The organism is Streptomyces sp. NPDC048734, assembly GCF_043198675.1.
In the GTDB taxonomy this organism is placed as follows: Bacteria; Actinomycetota; Actinomycetes; order Streptomycetales; family Streptomycetaceae; genus Streptomyces.
The window spans coordinates 129428-151806 of the sequence record NZ_JBICUZ010000014.1 but is presented as its reverse complement, the minus strand read 5'-3'; the positions used below and the strand labels follow the sequence as shown (position 1 = coordinate 151806).

Here is a 22379-nt window from a genome sequence, read left to right as displayed (position 1 = left end):
ATGTCAGACTTGACCGATACCACGCCCGGCTGGCTGAGCCAGGACGAACTCGAACTCGCCCGCTCCCGCATGCCGATCCTGTACGTCGAGGCCGTGCCCGTGCGCGTCGACGACAGCGGCGAAGTCACCAAGATCGGCCTGCTGCTGCGGATAGGACCGGACGGCAACGTCAGCCGGACCCTGGTCTCGGGTCGGGTCCTGCACCACGAACGGGTCCGCGACGCCCTGCTGCGGCACCTGGAGAAGGACCTCGGCCCCATGGCGCTGCCCCGCGTCCCGGCGTCGCTGCAGCCCTTCACGGTCGCGGAGTACTTCCCCACCCAGGGCATCACGCCGTACCACGACCCGCGTCAGCACGCGGTGTCGCTGGCGTACATCGTGCCGGTGACCGGCGACTGCCGGCCCCGGCAGGACGCCCTGGACCTGGTGTGGTTCGACCCGCAGGAGGCGGTCTCGCCCGCGGTGCAGAGCGAGATGCCGGGCGGGCACGGCTTCCTGCTGCGGCAGGCGCTGGCCCACGTCGGCCAGTCGGCGTCCTGACCGGCGTGGGAGCGCGTTCCGTCCCGCCCGCCCGGCGCGTGGTGTCGGTCGGCGCCGCCGCGCGCCGGCCCTGCACCCTGGTGGTCTGCCGGGGCTGCTGCTGCGGCGACGCCCGCAAGCACCCCGGCTACGACCACGCCTGGCAGCTGGAGCGCCTGCGGGCGGCGGCCGCCGCGTCGGCGGGCACCTTCGCGGTCCGTACGACGGACTGTCTGGGCCCCTGCGACCAGGCCAACGTGATCGTCGTCCAGCCGTCCGGCGCGGGCCGCCGGGCGGGCGGCCGGGCCACCTGGGTCGGTTTCGCGACGGACGACGACTGCACCGAGGAGATCCTGGCCTGGGCGGCGGCGGGCGGCCCGGGTGTCGCCGGGCCCCCTGCCGCCCTGGAGCTCCAGTTCATCAGCCCGCCCCGCCCGGCCCGCACCCGCGGGTGACGGGACGGGCGGCGGGCCGCCGACGGCCCCCGGCCCGCCGGCGGCGCGGTCAGCGCAGATCGGCCGCCCGGGCCGGGCTGTCGTCGAGGAAGCCGCCCGACTGGTGCTGCCACAGCTTGGCGTAGGTGCCGTCGGCGGTCAGCAGCTCCTGGTGGGTGCCCTGCTCGACGATCCGGCCGCGGTCCAGGACGACCAGCCGGTCCATCCCGGCGACGGTGCTCAGCCGGTGCGCGACCACCAGCGCCGTCCGCCCCTCCATGAGCCGCCACAGCGCCTCCTGGACGAGGATCTCGCTCTCGGAGTCGAGGGCGCTGGTCGCCTCGTCGAGCAGCAGGATCGGGGCGTCGCGCAGGATCGCCCGGGCGAGCGCGACCCGCTGGCGCTGACCGCCGGAGAGTTTGACGCCCCGCTCGCCGACCAGGGTGTCGAAGCCGTCGGGCAGCGCGTCGGCGAACTCCGTGACGTGGGCCGCCGCGGCGGCGCGGTGGACCTCGGCCTCGGTGGCGTCCGGCCGGGCGAAGGCGATGTTGTCCCGCAGCGAGCGGTGGAACATCGCCGGGTCCTGCGGCACGTAGGCGATCAGGCCGCGCAGGTCGGCCTGGCGCAGCCGGGTGATGTCCTGGCCGCCGACGAGGATGCGTCCGCCGTCGATGTCCGTCATCCGCAGCAGGAGCCGGGTCAGTGTGGTCTTGCCGCCGCCGGACCGGCCGACGAGGCCGAGCTTCGTCCCGCCGGGCACCTCCAGGTCGAGCCCTTCGAAGAGCGGCCGCGCGCCGCCGTGGGCGAAGGTCACCCGCTCGAAGCGGACGTCGGCGGCGGCGGGCCGCAGCGGCTCCGGCACCTGCGGGTCGAGCACGGTCGGCGGCGACAGCAGCAGTTCGGTGAACTGGGCGGCCTCCGTCATCGAACTCTCCAGGCGGCGGTAGACCTGGTTGAACTCGAACATGATCCGCGTCGCGTTGGAGTAGTACGTGAAGGCCACCACGACCGCCTCCACGCCGTGGCCGCCCCCGCCGAGCGCGACCGCGAGCAGCAGGCCCAGCGCGTTGGTCAGCACGGACATCGGCGCCACCAGGGTGTCGATGCGCAGGTTGCCGTAGTCCCACGAGCGCAGGGTGAGCCGCCGGGACGCCGCGACCCGGGAGCGGTGCTCGGCGGCCTCGCGCTCCTCCGCCGCGAACGCGCGGACCGTGTCCATGTTCATCAGGCTGTCGGCGACGTGGCCGGAGACCCGGGCGATGGCCTCCTCGCGTTCGGCGACGAGCGCCTGCCGACGGCGGATCAGCGGCACCACGCACCACGCCGTCACGGCGATCATCGTCAGCAGTCCGACGACGAGCAGCGGCTCGTAGTGCCACAGCACCACCGAACCGAACAGCAGGGGAACGAGACGGCCCACGATCTGGAACGTGAGCGTGTCGACGAACTCCTCGTAGCGGGAGGCGAAACTCAGCACCCGCTTGGTCAGCGACCCGGCGAAGTTGTCGTGGAAGAACGCGGCGTCCTTGGCGAACAGCTCGTCCATGCCGATCACGTACAGATGCTCGATGCCGAGCGCGTCGAGGCGGTTCAGGCAGTGCAGCCCGACCCGCCACAGCGTCTCCGCGAGCAGCAGCACCCCGGCGAAGCCGAGCACGTACGGCAGCACCGGGCCGACCCCGGTGCCGGGCTCCCCGGCCAGCCGCCCGACGAGCTTCGCGACGACCAGCGGGGCGATGTAGTTGATGCCGATGTTGCCGAGCGCCGGCAGCAGCAGGGCGGGAACGGCCAGCCACCGGAGGCGGCCCAGCTCCCGTCCGTAGTACCGCAGTGCCAGCAGTACGGAGCCCTTCCCGGGCCTGACCTTGCGCGCTTGAGACGATCCCATCCCCACCCCGTGCGGTCGTCCGGCAACCGGCCGGGCCGGCCCTCGCAGTGTCCCGCGACGGCTCCGACGGAGTCCAAGGAATAACGCACCGGACGCCACCGGTGCTCCCGTGCGCCCCCGGAGGGCGACCGGGGCCGCCCCCCCCCCAGGCCGCGGACACGGCGAAGGCCGCCTTCTCGTCATGGAGAAGACGGCCTCGGATTCACGACTTCGAAAAGTCGGGACGACAGGATTTGAACCTGCGACCCCTTGACCCCCAGTCAAGTGCGCTACCAAGCTGCGCCACGTCCCGTTGCCCGTCTGACCTGGGGTTTCACCGGGCCGGACGTGCAGGGAAACAATACCGCACTCGGGTCGGTGATCGCGCACGCGTTTGTCGGGGCGGCGCTCACCGGGCGCCGCTCAGCCCTCCACCGGCGCCCCCAGTCCCGGGTGCGCCTCCAGCAGGTGCGCCGGGGCGGCCTGGCGCCAGGAGTCGGCGAGGATGTCCCGCAGCTCGTCCTCGTCCTCCAGGGCGGCCAGCCGGACCCGGACCCAGGCGAACTGGGCCTCGTGGTCGGCGATCCAGAACTTCTCCGGCTCGGCGAGGGCCAGCTCGTCGCGCTCCTCCTTGGGGCAGCGCACGGCGAGGGAGGTCTCGTCCTCGGGCAGGGTGGCGAACATCTTTCCCGCGACCCGGAACGTGGGCATGTTCCAGGCGGTCTTCTCGGCCGTGTCCGGCAGGGACAGGGCGACACGGCGTACGTCTTCGGCGTCCGGCATGCTGCGCAGGCTAGCGGCAGGCACTGACATTGATATTGCCGGGCAGGTTCTGGCGGCCGTGGCTCGGGCACCGACTGACGTCCTGCCGGGCTGTCAGTCACGCCGGGGTGAGGTGCTTGTAGTACAGGGTCGTCGGCCGCAGGACGCCGGACGGGTCGGCCGCGTAGTCGGGGATGACTCCCGCCCTGGTCCATCCCCCGGTGCGGTAGAGGTGTTCGGCGGGGCTGCCGGTCTCGGTGTCGAGATGGAGGAGGGTGACACCGGCAGCGGCGGCGGCCTCCTCGGCGGTGGCCAGCAGCCGGCGGCCCAGGCCCTGCCCCCGGGCGTCCCGGTGGACCATCAGCTTGACAAGTTCGGCGCGGTGACGGCTGTTGGGCTTGTCGGGGAGGGCCAGGGTGACGGTGCCGGTGACCCGGCCGCCGTCGAGGGCCGCCCAGACCGCCAGCCGCCCGGCGGCGACCCCCGCCGCGCGCCCCTGCCACCAGGCGAGGGCCTGCGCGCGGTCGAGCGGGGCGAGGAAGCCCACCGAGGCGCCGCCGTGCACCGTGTCGACGAGCAGGTCGGCCAGCCGGCCCGACAGGTCCAGCAGCCGGGAGGCATCGAGCCTGGTCGTCGTCACGGCAGCACCACCGCCAGCACGTACCGGGTCTCCTTCCCGCCCACGCACCGGAACCGCGTCGGCCCCCACACCCGCAGCCGCAGGCAGTCACCGGCGGCCAGGTGGTGCCCGGTGTCCCGCTCCGTCACCTCCAGGGCGCCCTCCAGGACCCAGATGTGCTGTTCCAGGCCGGGCACGGGCGGCCGGTCGTAGGCGAGGTCGGCGCCCGCGGCGAGCCGGCCCTCGACGAGTTCGCCGCGCAGCGCGGGGTGCGGCGGCGACACGGAGCGCCGGACGAACCCGGAGGCCCGGTCCTGCCAGACGGGCTGCTCACCGGCCCGCACCAGCGGTACCGGCTCGGCCTCGGCCTCCACCTCGCCGAGCAGCCGGGACATGGTCCGGCCGTAGACGTGGCACAGGCGGTTGAGCAGGGCGGCGGTCGGGCTGATCTCGGCACGCTCGGCACGGGACAGGGTGGAGCGGCTCACTCCGGTGCGCTCGGCCAGTTCCCCCAGCGACCAGCCACGCTCGGCGCGCAGCTCGGCCAGCCGGGCGGCCAGCCGGGCGTCGACCTCTCCCTCGGCGGACTGTCTCATATCCGGGATGCTATCCCGGATATGAGAACCTCAGGTGGGGGTGGTCTCCCCCAGCGCCTCCAGCACCGGACGGATCAGCGGATGCTCCTCGGACCCGCGGCGCACGGCCGCGAAGACGCGGCGGGTCGGGGCCGCCCCGTCGACCGGGCGGACGACCACGCCGGTCAGGTCCATGCCGCGCAGGGCCGAGCGCGGGACGAGCGCCACGCCCGCGTCGGCCGAGGCCAGCGCCACGACCGCGCGGAAGTCGTCCGAGGAGTGCTCCAGGCGGGGCTGGAACCCGGCGTGTTCGCAGGCCAGCACGACCACGTCGTGGCACGGGTTGCCCGGGTACGGGCCGATCCAGGGGTCCTTGGCCAGCTCGGCCAGCGGCACCTCGGCGCACTCGGCGAGGCGGTGGGTGACCGGTACGACCGCGTCGAAGGGCTCGGCGTAGAGCGGGACGTGCGCGAGGCGCGGGTCGTCGGCGGCGGGCGCCCCCCGGTACTCGACGGCCACGGCGACGTCGACCTGCCGGTCGAGGACCATCGGCAGGCTGGCGTCGCCCTCGGCGTCCTGGACGCGGATCCTGATCCCCGGGTCGGTGCCGGCGAGCCGGGCCACGGCGGGCGCGACGACCAGGGCGATGCCGGTGGCGAAGGCGGCCACGGTGACCGTGCCGGCCGCGCCCGAGCGGTAGGCGGCCAGTTCCGCCTCCGCCCGCTCCAGCTGGGCGAGGACCGCGTGGGTGTGGGCGAGCAGGATCTCACCGGCCGGGGTGAGCCGTACGCCCCGGGCGCCGCGGTCCACCAGGCGGTGGCCGGTCTCCTGCTCCAGGGCGGTGAGCTGCTGGGAGACGGCGGACGGGGTGAGGTACAGCGCGGCGGCAGCCGCCGTCACCGTGCGGTGGTCGGCCACCGCACGGAGGATGTGGAGCCGCCGCGCCTCGATCATGGAGCGATTATCGCAAGGTGCCCGGACCGGCCGGGTCAGGCCTCCAGTTCCGCCCGCGCCGCCACGAAGGCGTCCACGGCACGGTCGACGTCGGCCGTGGAGTGCGCGGCGGAGAGCTGGACCCGGATGCGGGCCTGCCCCTGCGGGACGACCGGGTAGGAGAAGCCGATCACGTACACCCCGCGCTCCAGCAGCAGCTCGGCCAGCCGGCCCGCCCGCGCCGCGTCGCCGATCATCACGGGCGCGATGGCGTGGTCGCCCGGGAGGACGTCGAAGCCCTCGTCGGCCATGCGGCGGCGGAAGAGGGCCGTGTTCTCGGCGAGCCGGACGCGCAGGTCGTCGGCCGACTCCAGCAGGTCGAGGACCTTGAGGGAGGCGGCGGCGATGACCGGGGCGAGGGTGTTGGAGAACAGGTAGGGGCGGGAGCGCTGGCGCAGCAGGGCGACGATCTCGGCGCGGGCCGCGACGTAGCCGCCGGAGGCACCGCCGAGGGCCTTGCCGAGGGTGCCGGTGACGATGTCGACGCGGTCCATCACGCCGTGCAGCTCGGGGGTGCCGCGGCCGCCGGGGCCGACGAAGCCCACGGCGTGGGAGTCGTCGACCATGACCATCGCGTCGTAGCGGTCGGCGAGGTCGCAGATCTCGGCGAGGGGGGCGACGTAGCCGTCCATGGAGAAGACGCCGTCGGTGACGATCAGCCGGCGGCGGGCGCCCCCTTCGGCGGCCTCCTTCAACTGCCGCTCCAGGTCGGCCATGTCGCGGTTGGCGTAGCGGAGGCGGCGGGCCTTGGACAGGCGGATGCCGTCGATGATGGAGGCGTGGTTGAGGGCGTCGGAGATCACCGCGTCCTCGGGGCCCAGCAGTGTCTCGAAGACACCGCCGTTGGCGTCGAAGCAGGAGGAGTACAGGATCGTGTCCTCCTGGCCGAGGAAGGCGGACAGCCGCGCCTCCAGCTCCTTGTGGACCTCCTGGGTGCCGCAGATGAACCGTACCGACGCCATGCCGTAGCCCCAGCGGTCCAGGGCCTCGTGGGCGGCGGCGATCACCTCGGGGTGGTCGGCGAGGCCGAGGTAGTTGTTGGCGCAGAAGTTGAGGACCTCGCCGGGCCGGCCGCCCGCGGTGACGGCGACGGTGGCGGACTGCGGGGTGCCGATGACCCGCTCGGGCTTGTGCAGGCCGGCGGCACGGATCTCGTCGAGGGTGGCGCGCAGGTCGTCGCGCACGGAGTCGAACATCGGGAAGCTCCAGGCTCCTAGAGGGCGGATGGCTTACGCGGTCCAGTCGAGGATGACCTTGCCGCCCCTGCCGCTCGCGGCGTCGGCGAAGGCCGCCTCGAAGTCGCGGTGGGAGTAGCGGCCGGTGATCACCGGGGCGAGGTCGAGGCCGCCCTCGAGCAGTACGGACATCGCGTACCAGGTCTCGAACATCTCACGGCCGTAGATGCCCTTGATGGTGATCATCGAGGTGACGATCCGGGCCCAGTCGACCGGGAACTCCTCGGCGGGCAGGCCGAGCATCGCGATCCGGCCGCCGTGCGTCATGTTGGCGATCATGTCGCGCATCGCCTCGGGGCGGCCGGACATCTCCAGCCCGATGTCGAAGCCCTCGCGCAGGCCCAGCTCGCGCTGTCCGTCGGCGATGGTCGCGCCCGAGACGTTCAGGGCGAGGCTCGCGCCGATCTTGCGGGCGAGTTCCAGGCGCTCCTCGCTGACGTCGGTGACGACGACGTTGCGGGCACCGGCGTGCCGGGCGACGGCGGCGGCCATCAGGCCGATCGGGCCGGCCCCGGTGATCAGCACGTCCTCGCCGACCAGCGGGAAGGACAGCGCGGTGTGGACGGCGTTGCCGAACGGGTCGAAGATCGCCGCCACGTCGAGGTCGACGGGGACGCGGTGCACCCAGACGTTGGCGGCGGGCAGCGCCACGTACTCGGCGAACGCGCCGTCGCGGCCGACGCCGAGCCCGACGGTGGCCCGGCACAGGTGGCGGCGCCCGGCGAGGCAGTTGCGGCACCGGCCGCAGACGAGGTGCCCCTCGCCGCTCACCCGGTCGCCGGCCTTGATCTCGCCGACGTCCCGCCCGGTCTCGACGACCTCGCCGACGAACTCGTGCCCGAGGACGAGCGGGGTGCGGATCGTCTGCCGGGCCCAGCCGTCCCAGGACCGGATGTGCAGATCGGTGCCGCAGATACCGGTGCGCAGCACCTTGATCAGTACGTCACCGGGTCCGACGGCGGGCTCCGGCACGTCCGCGAGCCACAGTCCCGGCTCCGCCTTCTCCTTGACCAGCGCCTTCAACGCTACGGCTCCTGACGGTGAGACCCCCGCGCCGGGCATGCCGAAGGAGGCCCGCGGCGGGGGAAGGGGGTGGAATCCGGTAGCAATCTGCCGTACGGCGGCGGCACGGTCCATCGAGACTTTCTTAAGCGGCGCCACAGCTGCGCTTCACGCCCTGGTCCCCGTGCCACCCTGGAGGGAACCGACCGACGGGGAGCAGCCCATGACCACGGCTCAGGACCTGATGATCGTCTCGCTGGACGTGCCGCCCGCGCGCCCCGTGGAGCGGGGTGAACTCTCGCTCGCCCTCGCGGGGGCCGAACTGATCGACCTGCTGGAGGCGGGCGTGCTCGTCCTCGCCGACGACCGGGTGACGCCCGGACCGGCGCCGGCCCCGGACGACCGGCTCCTCGCACAGGCCGCGGCCTCGGCGGTGCGGCGGGAGCCTTACGAGTCGGTCGAGGAGTGGCTGTGGCGCCGCGGTAGCGGGCTGGCCGAGGCCTACACCGCCCGGATGGAGGCCGACGGCGTGCTGGCCCGCCCGCACGGCCGCCTGCTCGCCGGGCGGTCCGACCGGAGCGGGGCCGCGGACTCGCCGGCCCGGCGCCGCGCCGCCGAACGCTGGGCCGCGGGCGAGCCAGTCCTGGCGGGCCTGGCCACCGCCACCGGTGTCCGCGAGGAGGAGGGCGAGGGCTTCCCGGGCCCGCTGACCGACCGGGTGGTGACGGTGCTGGTCGCGGTGGGCGACGCGGTGACGGAGCTGACCGCCGTACGGCAGCGGCGGTCCGTGGAGGACGCCGCTTTCGACAACGTCTGGCGGGGCTTCTGACGGACCCCGGCCGGGCCGGCTCACCAGGGCGGCCCGCCGGCCTCCCGGTGTTCCAGCCGTCCGGCGAGGTCCGCCGCGGTCGCCTTGATGGTCTCCAGCCCCGCCCTGCCCCAGGGCCGGGGCGTCAGATCGGCCACGGACACGGTGCCGAGCACCATGCCGGCCCTGTCGATCAGCGGGGCACCGAGGTAGGAGCGGATGCCGTACTCCTCGACGACCTGATTGCCCGCGAACCGCGGATAGTCGCGGACGTCCTCCAGGACCAGTGCCTTGCGCCGCGCGACGACGTACGGGCAGTAGCCGTACTCGCGGGCGAGCCGGCGGCCCAGTTCCGGCCTGCCGCCGCGGGCGGCCCGGCCGCCGGGCGGTGTGTGCAGGCCGGCGAAGAACTGCCGTTCCACGTCGATGAAGTTGACCATCGCGTACGGGGCGCCGGTCATCTCGGCGAGGCGGTCCGCGAAGGCGTCCAGACCGGGCTCGGCCCGCTCCCCCAGGCCGAGGCCGCGCAGCTTCAGGGTGCGGGCGGGAGCCTCCTCGTCGTCGGGGGTGAGCAGCAGCCGACCGGCCGGGCGGGGCGGGTCGTGGCTCATGGGCGGACTCCGTCGCTGTGGACGTACGGCATGTGCGGCTCCGGTAGGGGGTGGTACGGGATCACCTGTGGGCGCCGCGGCTCGGCCGGGGTGCCGCCGGCGCGTGGGCGATGAGGTGGCGGACGAGGGCGAGCAGGGTCTGCACGCCCGAGGCGGAGATACGGGCGTCGCAGCGCACGATGGGGACGGCCGGGTCCAGGTCCATGGCGGCGCGCACCTCCTCGGGGTCGTAGCGGTGGGCGCCGTCGAACTCGTTGACGGCCACGATGAAGCCGAGGCCGCGCTCCTCGAAGAAGTCGACGGCCGCGAAGCACTGCTCCAGGCGGCGGGTGTCGGCGAGGACGACGGCGCCGAGGGCTCCCTCGGACAGCTCGTCCCACATGAACCAGAACCGTTCCTGTCCGGGGGTGCCGAACAGGTACAGGACGTGCTGCGGGTCGAGGCTGATGCGGCCGAAGTCCATGGCCACGGTCGTCTCGACCTTGTTCTCGATGCCGTCGAGGTCGTCGGTGGCGGCGCCGGCGGTGGTGAGCAGTTCCTCGGTGCTCAGGGGCGCGATCTCGCTCACCGCGCCGACGAGCGTGGTCTTGCCGACCCCGAACCCGCCCGCGACCAGGATCTTCAGCGCGGTCGGGAAGGGGGCGGAGCCGTCGTCGTGGTCAGAGCTGTCGTCGTAGTCCATCGAGCACTGCCTCCAGTAGGGCCCGGTCGGTGGGGTGGTGGTGGAACTCGGGGGGCTTGGTGGTCAGCGCCCCGCAGTCGACGAGGTCCGCCAGCAGCACCTTGGTGACGGCCGCCGGGAGCCTCAGGTGGGCGGCGACCTCGGCGACCGGGACGGGGGCACGGCACAGGTCCAGTGCCTGCGCGTGCTCGGGGCCGAGGTGGCCGAAGGGGGTCGTCCCGGTGGTCCTCACCTGTGACATGAGGTCCAGGGCGACGGTGGGTCTGGTGCGGCCGTTGCTGACCGTGAACGGACGCACCAGCCGTCCGGCCGCGTCGTCGAGCCAGGGCCCGTCGCCGGCCGCCACCGCCCTCAAGGTCCCATCACCGAGGGTTCGACGGCGTGCTGCCGGGGCGCGGTCACCAGGTAGGGCCGCACGCTCTTGACGAGCATCGCCATCTCGTAGCCGAGCACGGCGGCGTCGGCCTCGCGTCCGGCCAGCACCGCGAGGCAGGTGCCCGATCCCGCGGTGGTGACGAACAGCAGCGTCGAGTCGAGTTCGACGACGACCTGCCGCACCTCACCGCCGTCGCCGAAGCGGAGCCCGGCGCTGCGGCCGAGCGAGTACAGCCCGGAGGCCAGGGCCGCCATGTGGTCGGCGCTGTCGTGGTCGAGGCCGTGGACGGACTTCACGAGGCCGTCGCAGGAGAGGAGGACCGCGCTCCTCGTGTGCGGGACGCGCTGCACGAGGCCGTTCATCAGCCAGTCGAGATCGGATACCTGGCCGGTCGGCGCATCGCTCGCCATGGTGGATCGACTCCTTGGGGTACGAAGGTCAGCGGGAGCGGTGGGGACGGGGGTGGGGGTGGTGAGGGGGGCGGGGGTGGTGAGGGGGGTGCTCATCCGGCTGGTGTGCTCCCGTCGTGCCGGGTGGTGGACCGGTGGGCGGGGCCGCCGGACAGGCCGTGCGCGGTGTGCGCCCCGGCGTCGGGCCGGGGGGAGGCTGCCGTTGCGGGCGGTACGGCCGGGGCGGCCTGGGCGGCCTGGACCGGCAGGACGTCCGTCTCCGGGTTCTGCTGGGCCTCGGCGAGGCCGACGCCGCGCTGGAAGGCGGCCATCAGACCGGGGTCGTGCCCGGCGGGCCGCTCGGCGTCCGGGCGGGGGGCGGGGCCGCCGCGCAACTGGGGGGCGATGTGCTCCCGGGCACGGCGGCGGGGCAGTTGCGGCTTGCCCATGGTGCCGCGCACCGTGCTCGCGCGCGGGGTGGGCACGAGGCCCGCGACCTCCTCCACGGCGGCCCGGTCACCGGGCCGGATCCCGGGCACCGCCTCGGCCGGATTGGGCCGCTCCTCGTGCGCGCCGCGGACGGGCAGCGGGGCCGGACGGGTGCCGTTCGGGTCGGCGGTGTCGTGCTGGACGGAGGGCGGGGTGGAGGACGAGGTGGAGGACGGGACGGAAGGCGGGGTGGAAGGCGGGGCGGAATGCGGGGCGGCGGGTGCGTGCCCGGCGCCGCCGTGCGGATGCCCTTCCGGGGCGAGGCCGGGCCCCTGGAGACCGGCCTGGGGGGACGCGGTCCGCGGGTGGGCCGGGGAGTCGCTCCGGGGAGCGGACGGGGCGGGGGTTCGGATCTGATGACGCGTCAGCGATGTCTCGTTCGAAGCAAATTGATGTGACGTCAGCGAATCAGTTCGAGGAAGGAGTTGAGGCTGGGGTTGGAGCTGGGACTGGGACTGGGACTGAGGGTGCGTGCCCGGCTGGACCTGGCCCTGGACCTGGCCCTGGGGCCGTGCGCCGGCCTGCAGGGCAAGCGGCGGCCGCTCCCCGCCCCGCGGCACCCGTCCGCCTGCCGTACCCGCCGGCACCGCGCCCGCGCCGCTCTCCTCGACCTGCGGCGACGGCGGTCCGGCCGGTCCCAGGAGGGCCTGCGGGACGACGAGTACGGCCTGGACGCCGCCGTAGATGTTGTTCTGGAGCCGGACCCGGATGCCGTGGCGGCGGGCCAGCTGCGAGACGACGTAGAGGCCGATGCGGCCGTCCGCGAGCAGGCGGCCGACGTTGACCTGGTCGGGGTCGGCGAGCAGGGCGTTCATCCGGCCCTGTTCGTCGACGGGCATGCCGAGGCCGCGGTCCTCGACCTCGACGGCCAGCCCGGAGGTGACCAGGTTGGCGCGCAGCAGGACCTGGGTGTGCGGGGCGGAGAACACCGTTGCGTTCTCGACGAGTTCGGCGAGCAGGTGGATGACGTCGGCGACGGCGTGCCCGCGCAGTTCGCCGTCGACCGGCGGGACGAGTTTGACCCGCGAGTACTGCTCGACCTCGGCGATGGCGGAGCGCAGCACCTCGGTCATGGAGACGGGGTTGCTCCACTGCCGCCGGGAGACGGCGCCGCCGAGGACGGCGAGGTTCTCGGCGTGCCGGCGGATCCGGGTGGCGAGGTGGTCGACGTGGAAGAGGCCCTTGAGGAGGTCGGGGTCCTCGATCTCGTTCTCCAGCTCGTCCAGGGTGGAGATCTCGCGGTGCACGAGGGACTGAAGGCGCCGCGCGAGGTTGACGAACACCTCCAGTTTCTGTTCGCTGCCCGTCCGGCTGGAGAGCCGGGCGGCCTGGACGACGGCGGTGACGGCCCCGTCGTGGGCGCGGGACAGGTCGGCGGCGAGCAGCTCGAACTCGTCGGCGTCGCCGGGCGGGCCGCCGCGCGGCTTGCGGTGCGGCGGGGCCTCTCCGCGGCGCAGCGCGTCGAGCAGGGCGCGCAGGTCGGCCTCGCCGCGCGCGCTGCTGCGGCGCAGGGCGGTGATGCGGTCGCTGACGGAGCGGGCGGCCCGGTCCGCGGCCACGGCGGCCACGACGATGCCGACGCCGGTCACCGCGACGGCCCCGGCGAGGACGGCCCACAGGGTCGGCCCCGGCCTGACGCCGGTGGAGCGCACGGTGAACAGGACGGCCGCGCAGGCGCTGAGGGCGACGGCGGTCGGGGGCAGCACGGCGAGCCGCAGCAGCTGGGACCGTATGTGCCTCTCGGCCGGTGCGGGTGCGGTGCCGGCGACCGGCCTTCCGTGCCGTCCGCCCTCACGGCGGTCTGCGCGTGCGGCCGGTGCGCGGAGGTGAGACATCGGTGTCCTCGTACTGTCCGTCGGACCCGGGGCTCGCGCGGGGTGCGCTCCTCGGGCTTGCGCCATCGCGGTGTCGGTCGGGAGAGCCGAGGGATGTCGGAACCTTCCCACCCGATGGCGACTCACAGTAGTCGCCGACTCGACAAGCGCGATGGGCAGTTGACAAAGTCCCCCGGCGAGCGTCCCGCTCTGGTATGAGGCTTCGTACGACAGACCGATAAGCTCGCGAGGTGCCCGGACAGTTGAGGCGAGAGAATCGATCAGAGCTGTTCAGAGGTGTTCACGAACAGTCGGCGGGGGGCGGGGGGCAGTTGGCTCCCCGGCCCCCGCCGACGGACGGTCCGGTCCGGTCCGGAGGGCCGGACCGGCCTGCCGGGACGACCCTCCGGGGCACCCCCACCCCCGGCCGCACTCTTCGGAATGTCACTCACCGTATCGGCCGTGGCCTTGGCTTCCGGGTGCAGGCCGGGCCGGCCGGCGAGGGGCCGCCGAAATGGCTCAGTGCTCCAGGTCGCCGCGCATTCCGACGAAGAGTTCTCCCGCCTCGGCGAGCGTGCTGTTCTCGAAGAGCGCGACGGCCGCGGTGCCCTGGTCGGCCCAGCCGCAGATGACGTTGCCGTCCTCGCTCAGTGAGGCGAGCAGGCATTCCACCGAGCCGCCGAGCGGTCCCGGTTCCACCGGCCGGGCTTCGGGGTTCCCCAGTTCGGGGTCCCACCCGATGTGTTCGAGCATGCCCCGGAAGAGGTGCTCGCGGCGCTCGTTGGTGTCCTCGGGCACGTGGTCGACGCCCTCGAACAGTACGGGTGCGTCCTGCGCGTCGGGGTTGGCGTAGTTGCCGGTGACCAGGGTCATGCCGTCGCGCATCTCGCCCGGGTCGACGGGGACGTCCGTCAGGACTCCGTCCCCCGTCAGCTTGCGCAGGCCTCCGGCCGTGGGGGCGTCCACCAGGGTGCGTGGGCCGTTGCGTGACGCCGAAGGAGCCGGCGAAGCGGTCTCGGTGACCTGTTGGGTCGGGTACGCCTCCTCGGGAAGGTCCTCCGCGTTGTTCACCCGGCAGCCGCTGGTGGTCAGTGCCGCCAGTGCCGCGAGGGCCGCCAGGCCGATTCGTGCCGCAGATGCGTGCTTCATGGGATTCCCTGCTGTCGTGCTGTTCGGCTTGTGGTCTTGCGCTTGGTTTGTGGTGTTGCGCTTGGCTTGTGGTCTCGCGCTTGGCTTGTGGTGTCGCACGCCGCTTCGGACGGGGTGTCGATGGTCGGTGACGAGTCGTCGGGGGAGGTCGGTTCCCCCGGTTCTTCATGCCTGTCCGGTCCCGCCCCGCCGGCCTGTCGTCGCGAACCGGGAGCCGTCGTGCTGGCGGGCGACCAGCGCCGCGTAGGTGCCCTCGCGGCGGAGCAGTTCGTCGTGGGTGCCGGTCTCGACGATGCGGCCCGCCTCCAGTACGACGATCAGGTCGGCGTCACGGATGGTGGGCAGCCGGTGGGCGATGACCAGTTGGGTGCAGCCGAGTCCGGCCAGGTGGTGGCGCACGGTCTTCTCGGCGGCGGCGTCGAGGGACGACGTCGGCTCGTCGAGCAGCAGGATCCGCGGGCGGACGATCCGGAGCACCGTGCGATCGTGCTGTGCTACCGGGCCCACTTCCTCGCCGCGCGGGGCGACGGCACGGGCGCGGCCGAGTCCGGCGAACAGCCGCTCGCGCTGGCCCGCCGGGCGGCACAGCCGTGGGTCGAGGCCGAGGCGCTCGCGGTGCTCGGCCAGGTCGCGCGGGCGGGCGGCGACCCCTCGGCGGCGGACGCGCTGATCGTGCGGGCGGTGTCGACGGCGCACGCGGCGGGGCACGAGTGGGCCGCTCTGTCGTCCACCTGGATCGGCCTGAAGGTCGCGATGGACCTGGGTGACCGGGACCTGCTGCTGCGGCGCGGGCGGGAGCTCGCGCGGGAACTGTTCGAGGAGTGGGACGTCACCTCGTGGCTGGTCGGTCTGCACACCCTCGCGGGCTGCATGGCCGTGGTGGGCCGTCCGGCAGAGGGCGCCGTACTGCTGGGAGTGGTGGCCGCGCTCGGCGGACGGATCGGGTTCTTCCCCGAGCGGACGGACCCGATGGACGGACCGCGCAGCACGACGGCCGTACGGACGGCGCTGAGCACGGAGGAGTTCGACGCGCGGTTCGCCGAGGGGCGGGGGCTGTCACGCGCCGAGGCGACGGCGTACGTGCGGGAACTGCTGGGCAGAACCCGCCCGGCCGCCGCCCGGCACCCGACGCCGTCGGGCCTCCGCCGGGCGGTGGCGGGGAGCGGTGGCGGCGAGCGGTGGCGGGCGGTGACGTAGGGCGGTGACGGGCGGTGGCTTGGGCGGCCGGCACCCCACGGCCCGCACGAGCGGGCCGGGGAGCCACGCCGGACGCTTCCGTCGCTTCCGTTCCGCCGCGGTCAGCCCTCGCCCACGAGGTCGAGGTCGTCACGGGACACCTCGGGGGTGATCTCCGGAACGGGCCACTCGCGGTTCAGCGGCAGGGACACGTCCCTCCACCAGGGGTGCCCGGGGAGGTTTCCGGCGGGCTCGAAGGGCTGGCCCGGAACGGGGACGGCGACCGGCTGTCCGACCGCGTCGGCCGCGGCCAGCGTCCACTCGCCCGGTTCGGCCCAGGGATGCAGCGAGAGGTTGAACGTCCCCCAGTGGATCGGCAGCATGACACCGCCCGGCCGGCCCTGCTGCAGGTCGAGGTGGCTCCGGACTCCTTGCGAGGGGTTCATGTGGATGTCCGGCCACGCGCCGGGCAGGGGCGCGGAACCCGTGTGGTTCTTGGGCCACAGGTCCGAGTAAGCCCCGATCTGGATCATCGTGGCGTCGAACGGGCCGTGCTCGGCGCCGATGTCCTTGAAGCCGTCGAAGTAGCCGGTGTCCCCGCTGTGGAAGATCCGGTGCTCGTCGCCGGCGACGGACCAGGAGGCCCACAGGGTGTGCTGGCTGTTGCGCAGACCCCGGCCGCAGAAGTGGCGGGCCGGGGTGGCGGTGAGGGTGAGGCCGCCGATCCGGGTCGCCTCGTGCCAGTCCAGCTCGCGCAGCCGGTCGGCGGACACACCCCAGTGTTCGAGGTGGGCGCCGACGCCGAGCGGCACCGCGAACAGGGTGTCCGTGCCCGCCAGCGCCTTGACGGTGGGCAGGTCGAGGTGGTCGTAGTGGTCGTGCGAGATGACGACGACGTCGACCGGGCCGAGTGCGGCCAGCGGCAGGGGGGCCGGGTGCAGGCGCTTGGGGCCCGCGAAGGGGAAGGGGGAGCAGCGCTCGCCCCAGACGGGGTCGAAGAGCACCCGGTGCCCGTCGATCTCCGCGAGCACACTGGAGTGCCCCATCCAGGTCAGGCGCAGGCCCGTGGCGGGCGGCCGGGCCAGGTCGGCGAGGGTGGTGGGGTGCACCGGGACCGTGCCGGAGGGGGCGCGGCGGGGGCGGGTGTCCTTGTCGAAGAAGGCCTTGGCGAGGTCGAGCGGGGAGCCCGAGGGCCGGGTCCTCGCCTGCCCGCCGGGGTTCTGGAAGACCCCGTTCGCGAAGTGGGGTGATCTGCGGATGCGCGCCATGCGCTCACCGCTCGGGTCCGCGCCGAAGGCCTCGGGCTGCAGTGCGCGGAGCCCGGGACTCAGGGAACGGAATCCGGCCACGGTACCTCCAGGTGGAGTCGCTGAGGATTCCCATTATGGTCGGCCGGTCCGACAAACCTTCCGCTCGCCCGTCCGGAGGGCGGCAGCGACGCGTCGGCACGACGCCCGAAGGCTCCCGGTACCGGCCCGTTCTTCGGTGAAGGTCCCTGTCGGGGAGCCCTCTGTGACGGCGCGCTTCCTCGCGCGCGGGGCTGACGGTGGCGGCCGTCGCCGACGTCAAGGGCACGACCGGCCGACCCGGCGGGCCGCGCCCGGCGGGCCGCGACGTGAGGGCGCTGCGGGCCGCGACGTGGGAGCGCTGCGGGCCGCGACGTGAGGGCGCTGCGGGCCGCGACGTGAGGGCGCTGCGGGCCGCGCGGGACGCCCACGGCACCGTCGACCGCGGCACGCTGGGCCCGGGCTTCGGCGAACTCCCGGGCGACGCCCGGCTGTCGGCCGAGGCGGAGGAACTGCCGCACGCGCGCGGGTGAGTCGGCGGCACCACGGCGAGCACGGGGGCAAGCCCGGAACTGCTGCACGCGCGCGGGGTGAGCGTGCCGGCGGACGTCGTCGTCAACTCCGGGGCGAGCGCCTGCTGGTGGAGGCTGTCCGGCGACATCGGCGCGGACGCCGGGGAGGCGTTCGCGCGCGCCGCTCGACGCGCGCGCCGCCGCGGGTGGAACGCGTACTGGCGCGCGCGGAGACCGGCGGAACGCCGCCTCGCCAGGCCGCGCACGCCGACGCCGAGCAGCGGCTGCCGGTCGTCGCGGAGCGCTTCGGCCACCACCGCTGACGGCGTCCGCGCAGGTCGCAGGCCCTGTGTAGGGTGACGGCGTGGCAAAGGTCCGGTTGAGTGTGGCCGAGCGGCGCGAGGAACTGCTGCGGGCGGCCATCGAGCAGATCGAGGCGCGGGGCGTGGCGGCGGTCAGGATCGCCGACGTGGCCTCGGTGCTCGGCGTGAGCAACGCGCTGGTGCTCTATCACTTCTCCACCAAGGAGCGGCTCGTCGCCGACGCGTTCGCCTACGCCGCCGAGGGCGACCTGGCCCATCTGCGCAAGCTGCTCGGCCGCCGGACGACCGCGCTGCGCCGGCTGCGGTCGGCGGTGCGCTGGTACGCCCCCACGGGGCCGGCCAAGGGCTGGCGGCTGTGGATCGAGGGCTGGGCGGTGTCGCTGCGCGAACCCGCGCTGGGGGAGGTCGCCCGCGGTCTCGACCGGCGGTGGAAGGCGGCGCTCGCCGAGGTGATAGCGGAGGGGGTGGCCGCGGGCGAGTTCCGCTGTCCCGACCCGGCCGGGACGGCCCTGCGCCTGACGGCCCTCCTCGACGGCCTCGCCGTACAGCTCACGTCCTACGACGGCGCGGTGTCCCGGAGTCGCGCGCAGGAGTGGGTGGAGGAGGCGCTGACCCGGGAACTGGGGCTGACGGCGGAGTCGTCGGGCGCCCAGGAGGGCTGAAGCCGGACCGGCCGGGTCCGCACCACCGCCGTCACCCGCGACACGCCACCCGCCACGCGTGCCCAGCCACCCGTCACCACCCCCGTGACCCGTGACCAGCCACCCACCACCCGTCACCCCCGTGACCCGGCAGTCGCCGAGGCGGGCGAGGAGCGGGGCCGGCGGGTCGCGGACGGGACGGGCCGCCCGGCGCAGGCCGCCTGCGGGCCCGTACTCGCCGCGCTCACCTCGCTCGTGGCCCGGCCGGCCGCCCCCCGGGACCGGCCGGCCGCGCCTCCCTGCTCACGCCACCGTGGCGATCCGCATCCTGATGTCGTCGGGCGAGAGCGTGCCCTTGGCGGTCACGTGGTCGCCCGAGGACTGCCCGCGCAGCCGGCGCCCGATCCACGGCACCAGGTACTCGCGCGCCCACTGCACGTTGTCGCGCCGGATCTCCAGGGTGCCGCGCGGCGGGAGCTGCGGCCAGGGCTGCTCCGGGTCGGCGGGCACCTCCAGGCCGAGGACCTGACCGGCGCGCAGCGCCACACGCGTGTGGCCCTCCGCCCCGAGGTGGAGCCGGTCGCCGTCCCAGGCCCGCCGGTCCTGGATGGACTTCAGGGACCACAGGTCGAGGACCGGACAGCCGTACCGGTCGGCGACGGCGCGCACGTGTCCGTTGTAGGTGGCGATCTTGCCGCGCAGATGCTTGAGCACGGGGACGCCACGGGTGTCGAACCCGGTCGTCACCATCACGGTGCCGGCCACCGGGACGAGGGCCGCGATCGCCCGCTCGAAGCGTTCGGCGACCTCGTCGGGGTCGGTGCCGGGCCGGAGGATGTCGTTGCCGCCCGCGCAGAAGGAGACCAGGTCCGGCGCCAGCTCGACCGCTCGCGGAAGCTGGGCCTCCACGATCTGGTCGAGCAGCTTGCCGCGCACCGCGAGGTTGACGTACCGGAAGTCGCCTTCGGGCCGCCGGTCCGCGAGGAGTACCGCGAACCGGTCGGCCCAGCCGACGAACCTCCCGTCGGGGCCGGGGTCGCCGACGCCTTCGGTGAAGCTGTCCCCCACCGCCACGTACGACCCGATCACTGAACTGTCGTCATTCTTCGAATCGTCTGCCACAGCCGTTCATGATTCACCTTCGAATGTGACTTACGCGACCGTAGGCAGGGGTTGACGGGCGGTGAGATAAGCCACTCCTAAAGACTTGGCCAATGCGGGAATAAGGTCCTCGTCACCCGTGTCGGTGCAACGACCACACCCGGAAGCCGTCGATCCGGAAATGGCTCCAGGTGGTGCGGAAGGCGAAGTGCCCGGCGGTGTACGGCTCGGGGTCGGTGTGGTCGAAGACGAGCCGCCCGTTGTTCCACCAGCGGACGGTCGAGCCGTCGGAGACGATGCGGACGTGGTGCGGCGCGTTCGGCACCAGCAGCGGCTCGGTGTGGTCGGACAGCAGCGGCCGCTCCCCCGCCCGGCCGACGTAACGGCGCAGCCGGGTGGTGGTGTTGCCGTTGGCGCCGTAGCCGACGTAGTACGTCCTGAGGTGGTCGTACTCGGCGAGGGCGCCGCCGCGCGCGGTGGCGAAGAGGTCGTCCGGGGAACGGGCGTCGACGGCGTTCCAGAAGTTGTTGAGGTCCGAGACGCGGTCGTTGACGCCGCCCGCGGAGACCGGGGTGGCCGTGTACTCCAGGACGTACGGCCCTTCGAGCCGCTCCTTGAACCAGATCGTCGCGCCGGCGGGCACGTCGACCTCCAGGGTGCCGCGGGAGGCGGTGACGGTGCCGCCCCTCTCCAGTTCGACGGCCCACTTGCCGAGGCCGCGGTGGAAGTCGTCGTGGGCGATCAGGCGGCGGTGGCGGGGCGCGGCGCTCACGGCGGCCGCGGGGGCGAGGGCGGCCAGGGCGGCGCCGGCGGCCAGGGCGCCGAAGGCCCTGCGGGTGGTGGTCATGGGATGCGGCTCCTTCAGGGCGTGGTGACGCGGGGTTCGGGGACCCGGCGGGTCTCGGTGCCGAGGTAGTAGTCCGTGTACGTCGACTGCAGGTAGCCGCGCACGGTCCAGCCGAGCCGGTACGCCGGGTTCTGCGCGAGGGTGTAGAGGCGGGTCCTCGTAGGCTCGGTGGTCGTGTGGAGGCGCAGGGCGGTGTGGTCGGCGGTCTCGGCGAGGATCTCCTCGCGCCAGTCGCCGACCAGGTCGCCGTAGAAGGGGGTGGCGTTGCGGGCGCCGGAGACCACGCCCGCCGGTTCGAAGATCCGGGTGGCGGTCCCGGTGGCGGGGTCCCACTTCTCGACGTGTGTGAGGTCGAGCAGCTCCGACGCCTTGTCGCCGTCCCACCAGATGCGGAAGTTGACGCTCGGCGTGGTGCCGGAGACCTTGCCGTCGCGCACGTTGAAGACGCCCGCGCCGGGCCGGGTGACGTCGGCGGTGGAGGTCCAGTACTCGTAGCCGGGGTGGCCGGGGTCGATGTCGGCGGCGTTGCCGCGGCCCACGTCGAGGCCGGCGTCGCTCGCCGGGTTCGCCGGGTGGGCGCCGGTCGCCAGCCGCTCGCCGGTGTCGGCGTCGTAGTAGTACCAGGGGAAGTTCGACACGACGCCCAGTTCGGACTGCTGGACGGCGAAGCCCTCCAGGCCGGGGCGGGCCGGGTCGAGGTCGGCGATGTCGAAGCGGTCGCCGTGGACGGCCCCGTCGACGACGTAGCGCAGGGTGCCGTCGCCGTTGACGACGTAGTTGCCGTCGGCGATCTCGTCCCGGCCGTCCCCGTCGACGTCGACGGTGCGGATCTGGTGGAAAGAGGTCGCGCCGGAGGCCGGGTCCACGACGTACTTCCAACGGCGGGTCAGGTCGGTGCCGTCGAAGTCCCAGGTCTGGAAGAGGGTCCGGAAGGCGCCGCGGCGGGCGCCGACCCGGGTCACCAGCTTCGTCACCAGACTGGGGTGCACACCGTCGAGGTGGGCGATGCCGAAGTGGCCGCCGGAGGGACCGTCGGCGACGAGGTCGTCGGGGACGGGCTGCCGGGTGCGCTCGGTGCCGGCCGCGCCGTCGATCACCGAGACGAACTGGTCCGCGGGCGAGTCGGCGGTGACCCGGGCGCCGTCGGCGAAGGTGGTGCCGTCGGCCGTGTGCACCAGCACCTCGGCCCTGCCGTCGCTGTCGAGGTCGTACACGGTGACGTTGTCGTCGTTGCGGTAGCCGCCGATCGCGGTGGACCCGCTGATCGCCGCGGGTGCCGGGTCGTTGGCGCCGTTCCCGCCGGCCTGCCGGTAGGAGCCGGGACCGAGGTCGACCCGCCAGAGCCGCTCGCCGGTGAGCGTGTACGCCTCCAGCAGATCGGGGCGGTCCCGGGTCGGGGAGAGCCGGCTGACGACGAGCTCGTAGCGCCCGTCGCCGTCCAGGTCGCCGGGCCAGGCGTGCTGGACGGTGTAGCCGTCGGCGGCGGCGAGCGGGATCTCGGCGTACCCGTCGGCGAGGTCGAGGGCGGGCGGACTCGCGTCGGCCTCCGTCCCGTTGACGACCGCCCGGACGGTGTAGGTGCCCTTGCCCGGCGTGTCGTCGCGGTAGGTCGTGGAGCGCCGGACCGGTTCGCGGTTGAGACGACGGCCGTTCTTGTACACGTCGAAGGCGATCGCGTCACCGTGGCGGGCGTACTCGGTGCCGAGCAGACGCCAGCTGAGGAAGGTGCCCCCGGCGGTGGGCACGGCGACCAGTCCGCGGTCGAGGTCCTCGACGACGCGGCGCGGCCGCTCGGCGTGCGCGGAGGCCGCCCGGACGGTGGTCGGTGCGGCGATCAGCCCCGCCAGCAGGGCCGCCGCGGTCGCGCTGACGGTGACGGTTCTTCGGCGTGCGGTGGCGTCCACCAGAGGGCTCCTTCGTGACACGGGATCGCGTGAGATGAACGGGGCGCGAGACGAGAAAGCGCTTGCCGTCCTTTTCGATCACTGTGTCCCCACCCCGCCCCGCCTGTCGACGCCTCAGGCCGGCCCGCCACAGAACCGCAATGGAGCGATCACGAACGCGCAAGATCGCGCGGGTGCGGGCGCGCGTGCCGGCGCGGACGCGCGTGCCGGTGCGTGCCGGCGCTGGTGCCGGTGCCTGCCGGCGCCGGCGCCGGTGCGTGCGCAC

23 protein-coding genes, 1 tRNA gene and 1 pseudogene are annotated in these 22379 nt (G+C 73.9%); 6 read left to right on the top strand and 19 right to left on the bottom strand.

Annotation, left to right across the window (positions count from 1 at the left end):
- Entirely contained in the window at positions 1–540 is a 540-nt protein-coding gene (locus ACGFQC_RS29640; RefSeq protein ID WP_363090647.1) for an NUDIX hydrolase family protein, read from the top strand.
- A gap of 5 nt (positions 541–545) precedes the next feature.
- On the top strand, positions 546–974 hold the full coding sequence (locus tag ACGFQC_RS29635; RefSeq protein ID WP_363090648.1) for a (2Fe-2S) ferredoxin domain-containing protein: 429 nt from the start codon (positions 546–548) through the stop codon (positions 972–974).
- Positions 975–1023: 49 nt separating this feature from the next.
- Here ACGFQC_RS29635 and ACGFQC_RS29630 read toward each other — a convergent pair whose 3' ends face one another.
- The 8 genes from ACGFQC_RS29630 to tdh all read right to left on the bottom strand — a co-directional run bounded on the left by ACGFQC_RS29630 (position 1024) and on the right by tdh (position 8027).
- On the bottom strand, positions 1024–2841 hold the full coding sequence (locus ACGFQC_RS29630; protein WP_363090649.1) for an ABC transporter ATP-binding protein: 1818 nt from the start codon (positions 2839–2841) through the stop codon (positions 1024–1026).
- Positions 2842–3059: 218 nt separating this feature from the next.
- Positions 3060–3133: transfer RNA gene (locus ACGFQC_RS29625), tRNA-Pro, on the bottom strand.
- 110 nt (positions 3134–3243) lie between these two features.
- Positions 3244–3603 carry an MmcQ/YjbR family DNA-binding protein gene (locus ACGFQC_RS29620; protein WP_363090650.1) on the bottom strand — a complete coding sequence of 120 codons (360 nt, stop codon included), beginning with the start codon at positions 3601–3603 and terminating at the stop codon, positions 3244–3246.
- Positions 3604–3700: 97 nt separating this feature from the next.
- Complete coding sequence (locus tag ACGFQC_RS29615) at positions 3701–4222, bottom strand: GNAT family N-acetyltransferase (RefSeq protein ID WP_363090651.1); 522 nt, start codon at positions 4220–4222, stop codon at positions 3701–3703.
- Positions 4219–4797 carry an XRE family transcriptional regulator gene (locus ACGFQC_RS29610; protein WP_363090652.1) on the bottom strand — a complete coding sequence of 193 codons (579 nt, stop codon included), beginning with the start codon at positions 4795–4797 and terminating at the stop codon, positions 4219–4221. Before ACGFQC_RS29610 ends, ACGFQC_RS29615 begins: the two co-directional genes overlap by 4 nt.
- 30 nt (positions 4798–4827) lie before the next feature.
- The gene (locus ACGFQC_RS29605; RefSeq protein WP_363090653.1) at positions 4828–5730 is read right to left on the bottom strand and encodes a LysR family transcriptional regulator; all 903 of its coding nucleotides are present in this window, start codon (positions 5728–5730) and stop codon (positions 4828–4830) included.
- Between the two features lie 35 nt (positions 5731–5765).
- Complete coding sequence (locus ACGFQC_RS29600) at positions 5766–6965, bottom strand: glycine C-acetyltransferase (protein WP_363090654.1); 1200 nt, start codon at positions 6963–6965, stop codon at positions 5766–5768.
- 33 nt (positions 6966–6998) lie between these two features.
- Complete coding sequence (gene tdh / locus ACGFQC_RS29595) at positions 6999–8027, bottom strand: L-threonine 3-dehydrogenase (protein WP_363090768.1); 1029 nt, start codon at positions 8025–8027, stop codon at positions 6999–7001.
- Between the two features lie 202 nt (positions 8028–8229).
- On the opposite strand from tdh, the gene ACGFQC_RS29590 reads away from it, so the two are divergent.
- Positions 8230–8835: a GPP34 family phosphoprotein gene (locus ACGFQC_RS29590; protein ID WP_363090655.1), complete on the top strand. Its 606-nt coding sequence runs from the start codon at positions 8230–8232 to the stop codon at positions 8833–8835.
- A 20-nt stretch (positions 8836–8855) separates the two neighbouring features.
- Here ACGFQC_RS29590 and ACGFQC_RS29585 read toward each other — a convergent pair whose 3' ends face one another.
- From ACGFQC_RS29585 to ACGFQC_RS29555, 7 genes are all read right to left on the bottom strand, one after another.
- Positions 8856–9425: a GAF domain-containing protein gene (locus ACGFQC_RS29585; protein ID WP_363090656.1), complete on the bottom strand. Its 570-nt coding sequence runs from the start codon at positions 9423–9425 to the stop codon at positions 8856–8858.
- 61 nt (positions 9426–9486) lie between these two features.
- On the bottom strand, positions 9487–10107 hold the full coding sequence (locus ACGFQC_RS29580; protein WP_363090657.1) for an ATP/GTP-binding protein: 621 nt from the start codon (positions 10105–10107) through the stop codon (positions 9487–9489).
- Positions 10085–10462 (bottom strand): DUF742 domain-containing protein, encoded by a 378-nt coding sequence (locus ACGFQC_RS29575; RefSeq protein ID WP_363090658.1) that lies wholly within the window; start codon positions 10460–10462, stop codon positions 10085–10087. Before ACGFQC_RS29575 ends, ACGFQC_RS29580 begins: the two co-directional genes overlap by 23 nt.
- Positions 10459–10893 carry a roadblock/LC7 domain-containing protein gene (locus tag ACGFQC_RS29570; protein WP_363090659.1) on the bottom strand — a complete coding sequence of 145 codons (435 nt, stop codon included), beginning with the start codon at positions 10891–10893 and terminating at the stop codon, positions 10459–10461. The genes ACGFQC_RS29575 and ACGFQC_RS29570 overlap by 4 nt, the downstream gene beginning before the upstream one ends.
- Before the next feature lie 92 nt (positions 10894–10985).
- Positions 10986–13196, bottom strand: a complete 2211-nt coding sequence (locus tag ACGFQC_RS29565; protein WP_363090660.1) for an ATP-binding protein — start codon at positions 13194–13196, stop codon at positions 10986–10988.
- 498 nt (positions 13197–13694) lie between these two features.
- On the bottom strand, positions 13695–14324 hold the full coding sequence (locus ACGFQC_RS29560) for a hypothetical protein (RefSeq protein ID WP_363090661.1): 630 nt from the start codon (positions 14322–14324) through the stop codon (positions 13695–13697).
- A 165-nt stretch (positions 14325–14489) separates the two neighbouring features.
- Positions 14490–14801 (bottom strand): hypothetical protein, encoded by a 312-nt coding sequence (locus ACGFQC_RS29555; RefSeq protein WP_363090662.1) that lies wholly within the window; start codon positions 14799–14801, stop codon positions 14490–14492.
- Between the two features lie 9 nt (positions 14802–14810).
- On the opposite strand from ACGFQC_RS29555, the gene ACGFQC_RS29550 reads away from it, so the two are divergent.
- Positions 14811–15521: a hypothetical protein gene (locus ACGFQC_RS29550; RefSeq protein WP_363090663.1), complete on the top strand. Its 711-nt coding sequence runs from the start codon at positions 14811–14813 to the stop codon at positions 15519–15521.
- A 101-nt stretch (positions 15522–15622) separates the two neighbouring features.
- Here ACGFQC_RS29550 and ACGFQC_RS29545 read toward each other — a convergent pair whose 3' ends face one another.
- Entirely contained in the window at positions 15623–16849 is a 1227-nt protein-coding gene (locus ACGFQC_RS29545) for an MBL fold metallo-hydrolase (protein ID WP_363090664.1), read from the bottom strand.
- A 170-nt stretch (positions 16850–17019) separates the two neighbouring features.
- Here ACGFQC_RS29545 and ACGFQC_RS29540 point away from each other — a divergent pair.
- A pseudogene (locus ACGFQC_RS29540) lies at positions 17020–17621 on the top strand (hypothetical protein); the annotation flags it as partial.
- A gap of 41 nt (positions 17622–17662) precedes the next feature.
- Positions 17663–18283: a TetR family transcriptional regulator C-terminal domain-containing protein gene (locus ACGFQC_RS29535; RefSeq protein ID WP_363090665.1), complete on the top strand. Its 621-nt coding sequence runs from the start codon at positions 17663–17665 to the stop codon at positions 18281–18283.
- A 282-nt stretch (positions 18284–18565) separates the two neighbouring features.
- On the opposite strand, the gene ACGFQC_RS29530 is transcribed toward ACGFQC_RS29535, so the two are convergent.
- The 3 genes from ACGFQC_RS29530 to ACGFQC_RS29520 all read right to left on the bottom strand — a co-directional run bounded on the left by ACGFQC_RS29530 (position 18566) and on the right by ACGFQC_RS29520 (position 22114).
- Positions 18566–19351, bottom strand: a complete 786-nt coding sequence (locus ACGFQC_RS29530) for an SGNH/GDSL hydrolase family protein (protein WP_363090769.1) — start codon at positions 19349–19351, stop codon at positions 18566–18568.
- Positions 19352–19496: 145 nt separating this feature from the next.
- Positions 19497–20210 (bottom strand): DUF6250 domain-containing protein, encoded by a 714-nt coding sequence (locus ACGFQC_RS29525; protein WP_363090666.1) that lies wholly within the window; start codon positions 20208–20210, stop codon positions 19497–19499.
- 14 nt (positions 20211–20224) lie between these two features.
- Complete coding sequence (locus ACGFQC_RS29520; RefSeq protein WP_363090667.1) at positions 20225–22114, bottom strand: hypothetical protein; 1890 nt, start codon at positions 22112–22114, stop codon at positions 20225–20227.
- Positions 22115–22379: the final 265 nt, after the last annotated feature.